This window comes from Membranihabitans marinus, from assembly GCF_019802045.1.
Lineage (GTDB): Bacteria > Bacteroidota > Bacteroidia > Chitinophagales > Saprospiraceae > Membranihabitans > Membranihabitans marinus_A.
Window position 1 is genome coordinate 87,887 of sequence record NZ_JAHVHU010000006.1, and the last position, 15,011, is coordinate 102,897.

Here is a 15,011-nt window from a genome sequence, read left to right on the forward strand (position 1 = left end):
GATACCACACTACTTCAGGGTATATCTGAGATTTAAAGTGGCTCCCATATCACGCCGGTCTAAACTGCTATGGCCGGCCAAATGAGGTTTAACCTGCTCCCGAGCCAATATATCTATAAACGCTGTGAGATCCAATCGGATCCGGGGCGTGAGCCGGGTGAAAACACCGAGATGGCCCGCCGGAATCCATTTCCGATAGGTGAAGTTTGGATGCCGGAGCGACGAAAATCTATAGTTCATGCGCGCACCTATCAAAAATCCAGTGCCTTCGAACACATTGAAAGACAAGGAAGCGGGTATCTGTACATACCAGTCCCGCCGACTTACTTTATGGGCATAATCCCACCCATTGCTGACGCCACCTTCATCAATTTTCAATCCTACGGCATAATATCCGCCGTTGACTATGTTGATACCCAGTTCCCATTCGGTGATCGTTTCTTTCACCAACGATCCGGACATGGAGGCACCGGCCAGGAAAACAGGTCCTCCCAGGAACCGCTCCCCAAGTCGTTTGCTTTGAAAGTTGATATCATTGAAGTAGCTGAGCCCTCCGCCGGCATGTATATTCCAGTTTATCTGACCATAGGAAGTACCCATATACAGCAAACAAGCAGAAAGAATAATCACTGTTTTTATCATGTCAGTTTTGATCATAAAACAAAATTGTTTTCTATTATACTATTTTTAAAAGGGATCAAAAGGTGCATCTGTGGGATTAGGACAATCAAATGGATCATAACCACAACACATAGTAAGCCAGGGACTATTCATTATCATAGCTCTTGATGTGGCTCGCCCCTTGGACTTCTGGAAATATGGGGTATATATGGGGTCATTAATATTAAAAGATGTACCTAAACCTGTTATATATCCATATAAGTCTTTCGAATTATACTCCTTATCAGCATAATCGCCTCTAATGAACAATAGATTATCATGATTTCTCATTTCAAATCCCACCTGATCATATGCTAAATTAGTCTTATACTTGTTAAAACCACCAAATAAACCTTTTTTATAACCAAAAACATGTATTTCGACAGCAGAATTAACCACTTGGGGTAAATATGGATTCTCTGGGAGTAAAACGACTGAAAGCTCTAAATAAACTCTGCGATCTTTATCATCATTATATCTCCAAAATTTAGGAGTATATAAATCACAGCTTCCATGAATGTCTGATCTCGTCGCTATAACCTCACTATCCGGAAATTTAATAATGTCGATTCCCAAATCTTTTGACGGTTTGTCCGCTGAAGTCGCTAATTCTATTTTACTCCGATCACCATCAAATATTCTAATTAACTTATCTTCTTGTACTTTGGCTAACTCAGTACCAACATAAAATTCACCATCCCTGTTTGAGATTAATTGATAGAAATATTGAGAAATGCGAGGCTTGACTTCATCTCCTTTCATATACAGAATATCATCATATTCTATTAACCATTGATCATATTCATCTTGGGATTGCAATTCAAAGAATTCTTCAGATGATTCATTGAATACTGTTCTAAAGCTGACAAATCCAATAGATTCTTCCCATTGATCGCGTTCGACATCAGACATGTCTGACAATTCTTTTTGAAGAGTTGTAACTGTTTCATAATTTTGAAAATGGAGCGCCCCATCAACGACCTGTATTTCCTGTATTATTTTTGATTTAGAATGGGGAGAAAGATTGGCCGGTTCACATGACAATAGAAAGGTGTAAAATAACGCCACTATTAATAGCGTAGAGCTATTCTTTAATGCTTGGTGCTTGGTGCTTGGTGCTTGGTGCTTGGTGCTTGGACATAATTTTAATATTTTAAATAAAATAAATTTTCACTAAAATAGGACACATATTTCGATCATGGTACAGGAATTAGATTATTAACATAATCATAACGCATCGATTTTGAATCTAAGAGAGGCTGGTGAACATAATTTATAGGGTGCTACAACCCTAAATTCGCAAGTCTATTATTTCTCATTAACCCAACGTTCCACATTCTCGATGACGACAATACCGGTTGTAATACTTCTGAATAGATCACTTTCTCCTAATGCAAATATCTAATTTATGCCCGGTTTCAGCTATACCCCATGTGTTCTAAATCAATTAATATGACATTATAATTATTGAATCGTAGATAGCTTTATAAATTAACCCTCTATAATTCAACACAAATTCATCATTCACAACCCAGCAGACCATTAAGACTTTGCATTATGATGAATAAAAAAGATCAGTCCCATAATTTAACATTTATAATATGTATTCTCAAAATAAAATTTATATGTTAGACGTTATATAATTTTATTGATCTAATAGATATAATATTATGGAAACTATTTACCTATCGAATAAACCAACTCTTTTCATAAGCTTGATCTTTCTTTTCATTGGATTACCATACTATGGTCAGAACACAGCTAATATCAATGCCAAAGTCTTGTTTGAAGACGAACCATTAACGAATGGAGTGACAAATTTTATTATCGACATTACAAATACAACAATTAATTCTCACGACTATGATTTCACAAAATGCGAAGGTGGAATAGCCAATATAACTTTGGATTATCAAACGGGTTTAAATAATTATGAAATTGAGATAACACCTGTTCCTTCATCATGGATGGGCATTAACACTCAGGACATTATCCTCATCCAACAGTATATTCAAGGTCTGGAGACTTTCGACAACTATCAGTATGTGGCCGCAGATGCTGATAAAAATGGCCTAATAGATACTGTAGATATTAATAAGTATAGGGCTTACATATTGGATCCAAGAGATACGTTTCCAGGAGGTAACCATTGGTATTTATTACATGACATAGAACATCCTTTTTTTGAATCTGATAATCAGGATGTTGGATTGTTAACTTACTTGGATACTATATGGAATTCAACTTTCACTGGTGATCCATCCAGTAGTGGAAAAAGACCTTATTTTACATTCAGAGGTATTCGTCGCGGAGATTTGAACGGCAGTAATTGTGGCTATTGTATTAATGATTGCGGTCCAAGTCAATTGAAGAAATATAATGACTTCAGTGAATTCCAAAATGATTCCAGAATTGTTCAGGTTGATTTCATAGTAGATGAATCGATTAGTACAAGCGGATTCGAAATTTTATTAGAAGATTTCTCAGAGGACCAAATTAAAATCGCCCGGGTTAGTTCAGATTTAGGAACATTTTCACAAAAGAACTACAGCATAAATGATAAAAACGGGTATAATAAAGAATTTCGATCCAGCTGGATAAGTCAGGGTATAACTAAACTAGAATCTGGCCAATCCTTGTTGACTTTTGAGATTAAATTGCACAACCTTCACTCATTTCTTGATTTAAAACGAGCACTTAACAGGACAATAGTGAATCTATATGATGAAAACGCAGACTGGAAAAGCAATACCAGTGTTGCTCTCAAAAATATATACAGAGATTCACCGATGTTCACAGCCTACCCAAATCCATTTACTAACCAGATCTCCATCGAATTTGACCGTAAATCCAATAAATCAGGTCGAATAGACTTGGTGGATGTTCATGGTAAAATTATGATATCCAAAAATTATAAGGCACAAAAAGGCTATAATAGTTTCATCCTTAGTACAGCAGATTTAGCTTCTGGTATATACATCGTGCGACAAATAGAGGATAATCGTATAGTTTCTTCTAAAAAAATTATCAAGTAATCCGCAGGATAAAGCACGAAAAATGCGAACCACTTTTACAGTTTTGTTGTGGTGTTTCCTCTCTATTCCTTCTTTGACACAAGAGCTCTATCAAGATTATTGGGGAGACAGGGACATTTTATCCCGTACTCACGCCGAACTTATTCGATTTAATCCGGTCAATGGCCCCATAGATACGCTAATTATTCCAATTCCGGTAAAAAATAGATTACCCGCGCTTTTTGATGTGAGCTTTCACCCAAACGGCAAGCTGTATGCAGCGACAGGGTTCGATCTGATCGAGATCGATCTCAAAAATAAAACATCAAAGTGGCTCGCACAATGGTATGAAGAAGATTTCATTCCGTATCCCATTGAATGTGTTTATTCAGATGAGAAAGGCAGAATAATGACCAATGGAACCGCATTTTCTCATAGCTATGATTATTTCACAAAAGAGTTTATTTCTCAGCCTCAACTTATTTCTCATAATTCCTGGCTCCTATTTTCTTTTTACAAAAAGGGCTTATTTTTACAAATTGGATCCGATAAACGTTCTATAGAAATCTATGATCCCATTTCCTATGAAACAGAACGATTGTATGTATATGAATCAGTAGTTCCGGGGACCATCTACGTTACCAAATATTTTGATAAAGAATATAATTTACACCTGATTTCAAATGCTTATACCAACCACGCTGAAGCTTCTTACTTTTTGGATGTAAACCTGACCACCAAGTCCATCAGCCGTATTAACTCGAAAGTGGCTTCTCCTTTAAACATAACAGGAAATATAGGTCGGCTACATCAAAATGATTCCGGAACTCCCAAAGATTTCCGGCACAATGGATATGTACTCAATCTCGATGCGGATCGATCTTCCGGACATTATACCGGCGGGTTCTATGACACCCTGGGGATATGTGATCCCGTGGCTTCGATAGCGGATGAAGATATTGATTTTGACCTGGATGATCAGAAGATCGATTCCATTACCTTCCAATTTATCGGGCCTAAACCTGGCATCATCAGCGAAGAAGCACTGGAATACAGTAGCCCCGAAATCGAAAAAATAAATAAAAAAAGATGGATATGGAAAAACAACAGTCCAATCAGAAATTATCCTGAAGTCGAGAACCTATTGCACGACATCACCTACACCGCCGAATGGGATACGGATTTTCCCGCAGAACGAATCATCGGTGTAAACACCTATATGAACGGTGACTCCACGGTATCCTGGTCCGTTATACAACTCACAGGAAAAGAAAGTATGGCAGGAAATGATGTATATACCCTGTTATGCGATGTTGGAAAACCCATAGATTTATCGCTGCTTATGGATTCTAAAGTCTCAAAAGCCGGGTATTTTAGCCCCGCCCTGACGGGTCAAAATCACTTTTTTGACCCTGATACAGATCAGGAAGGAAGTTATTTGTACATCGTGGAAGGTCCCCAGTGTAGTGATACCGCATACTGGGACATCAAACTGGATCGGATCGAAGCCCCTCATATACGGGATACTATGGTCTGTCAAAAGGAAGAAGAAGTGGATTTTACGGTGGATCCTGCCATGTATGATTCCATACGGTGGAGTGATCAGTCTGACCAATCTGTGTTTACCGTGAAAGACACCGGTACACACTGGCTCCATGTGTGGAAAGGGAAATGCAGTGCGATCGATACTTTTCAGGTCCGGGAAAATAGAGTTGATAACATCGTTTATGATCTGATCCCCGATTCTATATCCGCCTGTCAGGGAGACCCGATAAGGTGGGATTTATCCGCCTATGACTTAGTGTCTATGCAGGTTGATAACCAACCGTACGACAACTTTACAGTGAATGAACACCTGCCCGAAGGGCGCTATAAAACGATTCTGAAAAAAGGTAATTGCAGCGATAGCGGCTGGATTCAGGTGGACTATATCGATCCGAAAATAAATACGGACTTACCGGCAGATACGACCCTCTGTTCCAAAGAAGAATTCATCGTAGATCTGGGTATTTATTCTGACCATGTGACCTGGGCAGATGGTTTCCCATATGATCAAAGAGTGTTCAGGCATTCGGGTTCTTATGCGTATTCCATAAATCGAAAAGGCTGCATTGCCAGGGACACCATTGTGGTTAACATGACCTCGGATTGTACAGAGTGTAAAGTACGCTTTCCCAATGCGATAACCCCCAATAACGATGGGCACAATGATTCGTTCCAGGTTTTTGCCCAGGGTTGTCAGGCTATTGATCGCATCTTGATATTTGATAAATGGGGTAATCTCCTGATCAATTATCAAGGTCAGGAAGTTCCTGCTGCCCGATTTGATGATTTACCGGCCGGTCAATATGGGGTGGTCATCGAAGCCACTGACCGCTATGGAACTAAAATCACCGAAACATCAACGCTTCAAATTTTGCGGTAAGGAACTATCTTTCCTTGGGAAAAAAGCCTTTCGGGGAATTGGATCATGCAAACCTCGTCAACATCATGCCGATATCGATTTAATAAATGCCTTTGTTATTCCTTGAGGTAAGTTTAGTATAGGATGTTGACTTAGGAGCAATTGACCCGCAGCGCGGGTCACAGTATATTAGATACAAAATATAAACAAAGTTCGATCCGCCTGGGGCAGATCGCAATGTAAAAAGAGAATACCACCGAAATTAGACACCCTCTTGAGTGTATTAATAGGTGAATACATATTGGTTTTCAAGCCCCCTCTTATCGGTTGGCCAGTCTACAGTTGCGCTGTTTTGATGCATTCTCTCTGCTCCGGTCAAAATTTTTCCAAAAGCAAGATGCTTTTGTTACATTACTATCGATACTAAAAATTAAATTCGTAGTCCAACATCCTGGAATGAATGATACCTTTTTCTATTACCGGCTCCCCATATCCCCCTTTTTCCAAAAAATAACCCTGCACCTCTTTAGTCTCCGGATCCACAATCCAATATTCTTTCACTCCAGAGCGCTCATATACATCCTTCTTTTCGTGAAGATCGTATTTGGCGGTCGATGAGGATAGTAATTCTATCACCAGATCGGGTGCACCATGCAATCCATCATCCCTGATTACACCTTTATTGTCATTGCTGATGAATAGAATATCTGGCTGAAATATATTTTGGTCATCGAGGTATACATCAATAGGTGAAGTATAAATGGTTCCAGTTTGCTCTTGTTTTACAAATTTAAGAAGTTCAAAATTAATATCATTTAAAATTTCCTGGTGTAATGGTCGGGGTGCAGGTGCCATGGTAAGATTATTTTCGATCAACTGGACTAAAGTACCTTCAGGTAAGCTTTTGAACACTTCCATCATTGTGCGGGGCGGAGATTGGATCGTTGCTGTTTCCATGGCTTCAATTTTTGTTTGACTACAATATACAAAATTTATAATGAACCGCTAAGTCACGAAAGTCGGCACCGCTGAGGCAGCCCTAGTGCGCCGAATCATAAGTAAAAGATACTATTGAAGAGATTATTTTTTGACATATTGAAGAAGCCAAACCGCATATAGCCATAGCTAAATAAGGATTTGGATGATGAAGATATGGTAAAAAAGAAGCCATCAATAGTGTTTGGTATGTATGATTTGGTGCACTAGTGCAGTGTTTTATAAATAAATACAACTAATTATGGCGCTTCCAGATCGCTTCACTTTGTTCCACGCTCACGAATCGCCACAATGTCGTGCGATTCGTAAGCACGGAGTGTAACGGAGTGATTTGGAAGCGCATTAAATTACTCAAATGTATTTATGAGCCGAACCACTAGCTTAGGCGCATGACTTAGCACACATCATTTCCTAACCAACTAATTCTGATCATTTTATTATGTTCTGTTTCGCACCCATTGTACTCAGAATCTGTTTCTGGAGTAGTTCTAAGGAAAAAAACTTCGCGGAACTGGATCACTCAAATCTCGTCAACATATTGTAAATACGGGCTTTCTACTAAGTGCCGGATTCCATAGCAATGTGGCGGATAAGGTGTAAACCACCACCCTTCCCACCAGTCTTAGCGGCGGGTGTCCTCCACCATGTGACTTTGGCAATCTACCGCTTCGTGATCATCCGGTAAAGGGCCAGTAAAATAACAGCGCCCAGAATAGCCAATATAAAACTACCGATATTGAATCCGGTCACACCACCCAGGCCGAGTACACCGCCAATCCACCCACCAAGCATGGCACCCAAAATGCCGACAATGATACTAACAATCCAACCGCCCGGATCGTTCCCGGGGTGAATCCATTTTGCTATAGCCCCGGCAATGAGGCCAAAAATAATCCATACGAGCCAATTCATAGTTTAGTTTTTGATTAGTTGAAGTAATATTGGACGACATATCGTCCTGTTGCACATCAATTTAATAAAAATATTAATTAATGCGAAAATTAATTTTTAAACAATCTCCGCATAGGGGTTTTAATGTAAGACGCCACATGCCTATTTTTTATCGATTATGAAAGAAATATGAACTCACAGACATTTAAGCCGGAAGATTACCCCGTGGTACTGTTTGACAGTCAGTGCCTGATCTGTGATGGTTTTGTCAAGCAGGTTATAAAGTGGGACCAGGATGAAGCCTTAAAGTTTTCTGGCCTCCAGTCCACTAAAGCGATTTATGAAATAAACCGGCGCGGCATCCCCATGCCCAAGGACGGTTCCGTTGTCTTGCTTTTCGAAGATCGGTACGCTACAGAGTCTGATGCCGTGATCGAAATAGTAGAGATCACGGGTACATCATCACTTCTTTCGACCCTCCTTCGCAAATTTCCAAAGATATGGCGTGACAGCCTTTACCGGTGGGTCGCCCAAAACCGGTACCGGTTTTACAAAAAACGGGATCACTGTCCCTTGCCGGAGCCCTCCGAAGCCGGGCGGTTTGTGTAATTTCAGTGCCATGCCAACAGCTTTTGCGATCTTTCACTCAACAAATTCCCCGGGTTGGTCCTACCAAATCAAAAATATTGAGCGTATTCTACACCCTGTCGGCCGTCAATCAGACTCATTTCTCGCATGAATTATTGTAGCCTACCAAATCATAAATCAGGTATTATCTAGCGCTTCCATCCCCAGCTTGTGCCTCTGTAGCGCAAATAATATGCTCTATTTGAGCTTGATTCAATAGACCTCGGAGAGGTTATAACTATTTTAGCAGATGGTTTTACAGTATTCTTCGAATTCGAAGTAGTCGCCATGTCTAAGAGTACATTGCGACCTCTCGGAGGTCGATATTTTGACAATAACCGGTGCTAATATACTTTGACGCGCTGCAGGTCATGCTTAGAATATACGGATGAAATTCAAAATTCAGCGATAAATTTGAATGAAACTATTCAGGACTATCACAGCAACTTGATTTGTGTAATGCTCGCTAGACCTCATCTGGTTCAAAACTACTCATAGTGGGATGCTCTGTCGAACAAAGTGAGTGCTGCATGACGGATAAGTCTATGTATAACTTGATTTTTGCCCACTAATAAATACGGGGCTTTGCATCAGGGCAAAGCATGAAAGAATTCCTTCTGATTTGTTACATTTTTATATATTGAGGCCACATAAAAATATACCTTGCTCCGACCATGACCCGGAAACTGACCATCCTATTGCCTTATTTCCTGCTCTGTGTGCTATTCACACAAGCTCAGCCATCTGAACCACCCGCTGATAAAGTGGAAGTCACCTTCCCGGAATACACCATAGAATCTGTTCCTTACGAAATCACGATAACCAAGGGCGATGATTATTCCGGTCCCCTTTCGCTTTCCGTCAACGGAAAAAGTCAAGCGGTTACACTTAAAAACGGAGTCGGAATCCTGGATCTTACAGCGGAGAAAAACACCCCGGTCACCATCGCTGCGTCTGGTCAAACCTTTTACTTTACCCCGAAGTCTATTCCACTCTGGTGGTCTATTTTGCCCCCCCTCATCGCAATAGCCTTGGCTTTGATCTTTCGGGAAGTCGTCACTTCCCTGTTTGCAGGCATCGTTTTCGGAGCCGTGGTCCTGGGCGTCTATGCCCATGGTGCGATGGGTCTGATCTATGGAATGATGCGGACCATTGACACCTATATATTGAATGCTCTGACCGATGGTGGCCATATGTCGATCATCCTTTTTTCGATGCTTATCGGCGGCACAGTAGCGGTGATATCGAAGAATGGGGGCATGCAAGGCATCGTAGATCACATCTCAGCCCGGGCGACTACCGCCAAATCCGGCCAACTGGCCACCTGGCTGATGGGGATTATTATCTTTTTTGATGACTATGCGAACACCCTGGTCGTGGGGAACACCATGCGTTCTGTAACGGATCGACTGCGGATATCCAGGGAAAAACTGGCCTACATCGTCGACTCTACCGCTGCGCCGGTAGCTTCCATCGCTTTTGTGACCACCTGGATCGGCGCCGAGCTGGGCTACATCGAAAGCGGTATTCAGAATCTGGAAACCCTCAACGAAGGCGTGTATGCGACCTTCATCCTATCGTTGCAATACTCCTTCTACCCGATATTCACCCTCGCATTTATCTTGTTTTTGATTCTTCAGAACAAAGATTTTGGCCCCATGCATCGGGCCGAAACCAGAGCCCGGACCACCGGCGTCGTTTCCTCTACCCAAACGACAACCCTGCTGGATAAGGACGACCTCTCCGAATTTAAGACCAAAAAAGGGATCCGGTCCAAATGGTACAACGCGGTGGTTCCGATCGGCGTCATCATCGTCGGCACGCTGGCCGGACTGCTGTATACGGGCTGGGACACCGAGGTGTGGAACAATCCAGACCATGCCCTGGGCCTCAAACTATCAGAAATCATCGGAAGCGCCGATTCATACAAAGCACTCTTGTGGTCGTCGCTCGCGGGTCTAATCGTGGCCGCCATCATGACCATCAGCCAACGCATCATGAACATCACGGAGGTCATCACCTCCACCAGCAGCGGCTTCAAAACCATGATGGAGGCGGTCATTATCCTGACTCTGGCCTGGAGTCTGGCAGAAATTACCGCCGAAATGCATACCGCTGTATTTCTGACCCGATTCCTGGAAGCAAATATCACCCCGGTACTCATCCCGGTGATCACTTTTATACTGGCCGCTCTGGTGGCCTTTTCAACCGGATCGTCCTGGGGCACCATGGCCATCCTGTACCCGCTGATCCTGCCAGCTTCATGGATCATGACGGAATCAGCCGGGTTTGAATACGATTATGCGCTGTCCATTTTTCACAACGTCACCGCCAGTGTATTGGCCGGAAGTGTGCTTGGAGATCATTGTTCACCGATCTCCGATACGACCATATTGAGTTCGCTGGCATCTTCCTGTCACCACATCGATCATGTACAGACTCAAATGCCCTATGCACTCACCGTCGGTGCAGTGGCGATCGTTTTCGGTATTATACCGGCGGCTATGGGAATTTCTTCCTGGATCCTGTTCCCCGTCGGATTAGTGATCCTTTATTTGATCGTTCGGTTTTTTGGCAAATCCTATGAAAAGATCTAATCCAATGACTGTTCATCAACTCCCCTGAAAAAATTTTTTCGCAATCGATTAAGGAAAAATTTCTAATTGGCATAAAATAAATTTATCTTCATGCGGCAAGCGGCAGAGCTACCCGAATTAGGAGAAATTTCTTTAAATTAGCTACTGCTCATTTGTTCATCAATCATCTAACTCAATGAAAATACCTAAAACTGTATTTGTACTCACGATCGTGGTGTTGTTCTTCGCTTTGATCAACACCTCAGTGACTTATGCGTTTCTTCCAGCTGATGCTAAAAAACCACACGTATTAATCTACACCAAAAACGGAGAAGGTTTTGTCCATAAAAACATTCCGGCCAGCATCAAAGCACTGGAGAAACTGCTCCAGGAGAACAAGATGACCTACGAATCCAGTGAGGATCCGGCCTTGTTCACCAAGGACAATCTTCAGAAATACGACCTGCTTATTTTTTCCAACACCAACAACGATGCATTTGACACCGATCAGCAGCGACAGGCTTTCCAGAATTACATTCAAAACGGTGGTGGTTTTGTCGGTATTCACTCGGCGAGCGGGTCAGAACGAAACTGGCCCTGGTATTGGGCCATGCTCGGTGGCAAATTTTTTAGGCACTCCAAATTTCAGTCATTTAATATTGTCAAAATTGACCCGAATCATCCGGCAGCTCAGCCCGTACCGGATTACTGGGAACGGGAAGATGAAAGTTATTACCTCAAAGAACTGAATCCGGACATTCACGTCATTCTGGCCACAGACCTGGCCTCCATTGATGACCCCAAACTGGAAGAATATCCATCCAATACCTTCGGGAAGTATTTTCCGGTGTCCTGGTGCCACCATTTTGATGGCGGTCACCAATGGTACACCTCCCTGGGACATTCCCCAGAACATTATGATGATCCGGTATTTATGAATCACATCCTGGGAGGTATCCAATGGGTCCTGGATGCCCGATCAAATCAAAAAAACAAATAGTGATGAAACGAAGAAATTTTATAAAAAATAGCGCCTGGGGGACGGCTGGTGCCCTCGTAGTACCTCATATTATTCCATCGCACGTACTGGGGAAAAACGCACCCAACAGCAAAATTCAAGTCGGACAAATTGGATTTGGCCGAATCGCCCGTTCCCACGACTTGCCGGAAACCATCAAACACATGGACCTGGCTCGTGTCGTCGCCGTATCTGATGTGGATCGAGACCGCATGGATCAAGGTAAGCAATGGGTTCAAGAGTATTACAAAGGAAAAAACAAAGGAGATGATTACATGAATGTCAGTACCTTCCAGGATTATCGGGACCTGCTCGCTGATCCTTCCATTGATGCTGTCATCATTAGTACACCGGATCACTGGCATGCGCAGCCCGCCATGGAAGCAGCGTTGTCCGGAAAAGATATTTATCTCCAAAAACCGACTTCCCTAACCATCGAGGAAGGTCGTATGATGAGTGACACCATCCATCAGACCGGTGCCGTATTTCAACTCGGTAGTCAACAGCGATCGATGAATCCCTGGCCCCAGTTCAAAAAAGCCTGTGAATTGGTCCGAAATGGTCGCATCGGGGATGTGGTAAAGGTAGAAGTCGGACTTCCCGGTGATCCCTCCGGCGAAGAACAACCCAAAATGCCCATACCTAAAAATCTGGATTATGATCTCTGGCTGGGTTCTACCCCGGAAGTGTACTATACCGAAAAGCGGGTACATCCGCAAGATGGATTTTCCCGGCCAGGCTGGCTCCGATGTGAACAGTTTGGTGCTGGCATGATTACCGGATGGGGGGTACACCATATAGACATTGCGCATTGGGGAATGGGAACCGAATTCACCGGTCCGGTCGAAATGGAAGCGACGGCCCAATTCCCCACCTCGGGCTTATGGAATGTACACGGTGATTTTAAGGTCAAAGCCCGTTACGCCAATGGGGCCGAGATGGAAGTCAGTGGTGACTTTCCCAATGGTGTGAAATTCATAGGGACCGACGGCTGGATCTTTGTCACCCGGGGCAATGCCAAAGTCACCGATTCCGACCCCACTTCCTCCAGCTCGGGAAAATCTCCCTTCCAGGCCAGCGATCCCAAAATTCTTACTTCCGAAATTGGTCCGGATGAGATTCATTTGTACGAAAGCCCGGAACAACACAAAAACTGGCTGGACTGCATCAAGACCAGAGGTCTGACCATCTCGCCCGCGGAGGTAGCGCATCGATCGTGCTCTGCCTGCCTGGTCTACCACATTGCCATGAAACTTCCCGGCAAATTATACTGGGACCCTGTAAAGGAACGTTTCAAAAATAATGACAAGGCCAATGAGATGCTCGCTCGTCATCAACGATATCCGTACGGCACCCATTTTGCACAAAACTTTCTAAAACCTTCTGCCCCATGATTCGACTTTTATCAGCTGTTTTATTGATCGGTGGCAGCCTCGCTGCCTGCCAGCAAATCAAAGATGCCCAACCTAAGAAAACATACCTGGCTACTCTGATGACCCTGGATCCCGGCCATTTTCATTCTGCATTGGTGCAGAAAAACATGTATCCCGAGGTCGATACCACCGCCTATGTCTACGCTCCCGCAGGGGATGATGTGCAGATGCACCTATCCAAAATAGAACAGTACAATAATCGGGCAGATAACCCGACAAATTGGAATGAAGTGGTTTATACCGGACCGGATTTTGCTGAGAAAATGTTTGAAGAAAAACCCGGAAATGTGATGGTCGTGGCTGGCAACAACCAAAAAAAGACCAACTATATCCTGCGAGCCGTTCAGGATTCGATCCATGTCTACGCAGATAAACCAATGGCCATCAATGGGCAGAACTATGAAACTTTAAAAGAGGCTTTTGATATCGCTGATAAAAACGGGGTTTTGATTTATGATATCATGACCGAGCGCTTTGAAATTACGACCATCTTGCAGCGTCGACTTTCCCAATTAACCACCGTATTTGGTGAAGTTGCCGAAAGCACACCCGACACACCAGCAATCACTAAAGAGAGTGTCCATCATTTTTCCAAGATGGTTTCAGGTAGTCATCTGATCCGTCCGGCCTGGTTTTTTGATATTGACCAACAAGGGGCAGGTATCGTGGATGTCTCCACACACCTCGTCGATCTGATCATGTGGTCCCTCTACCCGAAGGCCAACCTAAAACCTGAAGATGCAGAAATCGTCAAAACCCGACAGTGGTCCACAGACCTGACACCAGAACAGTTTAAAAAAGTTACCGGACTGGATGAGTTTCCAGGCTATCTGAAAAAAGATGTGCTGAATGACTCCGTGCTCCAGGTCTATTCCAATGGAGAGATCGTTTTCAAACTCCGGGAAAAATATGGCAAATCATCCGTAATATGGAATTTTGAAGCGCCACCAGGCAGTAAAGACACCCATTTTTCCAGATTCAGGGGAACCAAATCAGACCTGGTCATCCGCCAGGATTCCTCCACCAATTTTCAACCAACGCTGTTTATCGAGCCTCATGGCAAATTTGACCGCTCCAAATGGGAGATGACGCTAAACGCAGCGCTGGACATTGTACACAAAGAATGGCCCAATGTTGATTTTCATTTTTCAGACAACAAATTTATCATAGATATTCCGGACAAATACAAGGTCGGTCACGAAGCGCACTTTACACAGGTGACCAAGAAGTACCTCGATTATCTAAAAAACGGCTCGATTCCTCAATGGGAAAAAGACTTTATGCTGACTAAGTATTACATCACAACAAAAGCATACGAAGACAGTCTCCGACAGATGAAAGAAGCTTCGGAAGCCGAAGATAAAGAATCAGAGGAACCTCAATAATTAAATC

The 15,011-nt window shown here is 43.0% G+C and carries 11 protein-coding genes; 7 read left to right on the plus strand and 4 right to left on the minus strand.

Annotated features, from left to right (window positions below; all coding sequences use genetic code 11):
* Positions 1-9 precede the first annotated feature (9 nt).
* Entirely contained in the window at positions 10-657 is a 648-nt protein-coding gene (locus KUV50_RS06335) for a hypothetical protein (RefSeq protein ID WP_222579260.1), read from the minus strand.
* A 30-nt stretch (positions 658-687) separates the two neighbouring features.
* On the minus strand, positions 688-1,572 hold the full coding sequence (locus KUV50_RS06340) for a hypothetical protein (RefSeq protein ID WP_222579261.1): 885 nt from the start codon (positions 1,570-1,572) through the stop codon (positions 688-690).
* Between the two features lie 758 nt (positions 1,573-2,330).
* On the opposite strand from KUV50_RS06340, the gene KUV50_RS06345 reads away from it, so the two are divergent.
* Positions 2,331-3,695 carry a T9SS type A sorting domain-containing protein gene (locus KUV50_RS06345; protein WP_222579262.1) on the plus strand — a complete coding sequence of 455 codons (1,365 nt, stop codon included), beginning with the start codon at positions 2,331-2,333 and terminating at the stop codon, positions 3,693-3,695.
* 22 nt (positions 3,696-3,717) lie between these two features.
* Complete coding sequence (locus KUV50_RS06350) at positions 3,718-6,099, plus strand: gliding motility-associated C-terminal domain-containing protein (RefSeq protein ID WP_222579263.1); 2,382 nt, start codon at positions 3,718-3,720, stop codon at positions 6,097-6,099.
* A gap of 402 nt (positions 6,100-6,501) precedes the next feature.
* Here the strand turns inward: KUV50_RS06350 and KUV50_RS06355 are convergent, their stop codons facing one another.
* Positions 6,502-7,035: a Uma2 family endonuclease gene (locus tag KUV50_RS06355; protein ID WP_222579264.1), complete on the minus strand. Its 534-nt coding sequence runs from the start codon at positions 7,033-7,035 to the stop codon at positions 6,502-6,504.
* Positions 7,036-7,734: 699 nt separating this feature from the next.
* A complete protein-coding gene (locus tag KUV50_RS06360; protein ID WP_222579265.1) occupies positions 7,735-7,986 on the minus strand; it encodes a GlsB/YeaQ/YmgE family stress response membrane protein in 252 nt (83 codons plus the stop codon).
* A gap of 168 nt (positions 7,987-8,154) precedes the next feature.
* On the opposite strand from KUV50_RS06360, the gene KUV50_RS06365 reads away from it, so the two are divergent.
* The 5 genes from KUV50_RS06365 (at position 8,155) to KUV50_RS06385 (ending at position 15,004) form a co-directional block, all read left to right on the plus strand.
* Positions 8,155-8,574, plus strand: coding sequence for a thiol-disulfide oxidoreductase DCC family protein (locus KUV50_RS06365; protein ID WP_222579266.1), 420 nt, complete (start codon positions 8,155-8,157; stop codon positions 8,572-8,574).
* A gap of 692 nt (positions 8,575-9,266) precedes the next feature.
* Complete coding sequence (locus tag KUV50_RS06370) at positions 9,267-11,189, plus strand: Na+/H+ antiporter NhaC family protein (protein ID WP_222579267.1); 1,923 nt, start codon at positions 9,267-9,269, stop codon at positions 11,187-11,189.
* Between the two features lie 175 nt (positions 11,190-11,364).
* On the plus strand, positions 11,365-12,168 hold the full coding sequence (locus tag KUV50_RS06375) for a ThuA domain-containing protein (RefSeq protein WP_222579268.1): 804 nt from the start codon (positions 11,365-11,367) through the stop codon (positions 12,166-12,168).
* Positions 12,169-12,170: 2 nt separating this feature from the next.
* The gene (locus KUV50_RS06380) at positions 12,171-13,580 is read left to right on the plus strand and encodes a Gfo/Idh/MocA family protein (RefSeq protein WP_222579269.1); all 1,410 of its coding nucleotides are present in this window, start codon (positions 12,171-12,173) and stop codon (positions 13,578-13,580) included.
* Positions 13,577-15,004: a putative oxidoreductase C-terminal domain-containing protein gene (locus KUV50_RS06385; protein WP_222579270.1), complete on the plus strand. Its 1,428-nt coding sequence runs from the start codon at positions 13,577-13,579 to the stop codon at positions 15,002-15,004. Before KUV50_RS06380 ends, KUV50_RS06385 begins: the two co-directional genes overlap by 4 nt.
* The last annotated feature ends 7 nt before the right edge of the window (positions 15,005-15,011 follow it).

Bases quoted from the DNA above. Each gene is read 5' to 3' on its own strand.
- KUV50_RS06335 (WP_222579260.1), bottom strand. From the start codon at position 657: ATGATCAAAACTGACATGATAAAAACAGTGATTATTCTTTCTGCTTGT.
- KUV50_RS06340 (WP_222579261.1), bottom strand. From the start codon at position 1,572: ATGTCTGATGTCGAACGCGATCAATGGGAAGAATCTATTGGATTTGTC.
- KUV50_RS06345 (WP_222579262.1), top strand. From the start codon at position 2,331: ATGGAAACTATTTACCTATCGAATAAACCAACTCTTTTCATAAGCTTG.
- KUV50_RS06350 (WP_222579263.1), top strand. From the start codon at position 3,718: ATGCGAACCACTTTTACAGTTTTGTTGTGGTGTTTCCTCTCTATTCCT.
- KUV50_RS06355 (WP_222579264.1), bottom strand. From the start codon at position 7,035: ATGGAAACAGCAACGATCCAATCTCCGCCCCGCACAATGATGGAAGTG.
- KUV50_RS06360 (WP_222579265.1), bottom strand. From the start codon at position 7,986: ATGAATTGGCTCGTATGGATTATTTTTGGCCTCATTGCCGGGGCTATA.
- KUV50_RS06365 (WP_222579266.1), top strand. From the start codon at position 8,155: ATGAACTCACAGACATTTAAGCCGGAAGATTACCCCGTGGTACTGTTT.
- KUV50_RS06370 (WP_222579267.1), top strand. From the start codon at position 9,267: ATGACCCGGAAACTGACCATCCTATTGCCTTATTTCCTGCTCTGTGTG.
- KUV50_RS06375 (WP_222579268.1), top strand. From the start codon at position 11,365: ATGAAAATACCTAAAACTGTATTTGTACTCACGATCGTGGTGTTGTTC.
- KUV50_RS06380 (WP_222579269.1), top strand. From the start codon at position 12,171: ATGAAACGAAGAAATTTTATAAAAAATAGCGCCTGGGGGACGGCTGGT.
- KUV50_RS06385 (WP_222579270.1), top strand. From the start codon at position 13,577: ATGATTCGACTTTTATCAGCTGTTTTATTGATCGGTGGCAGCCTCGCT.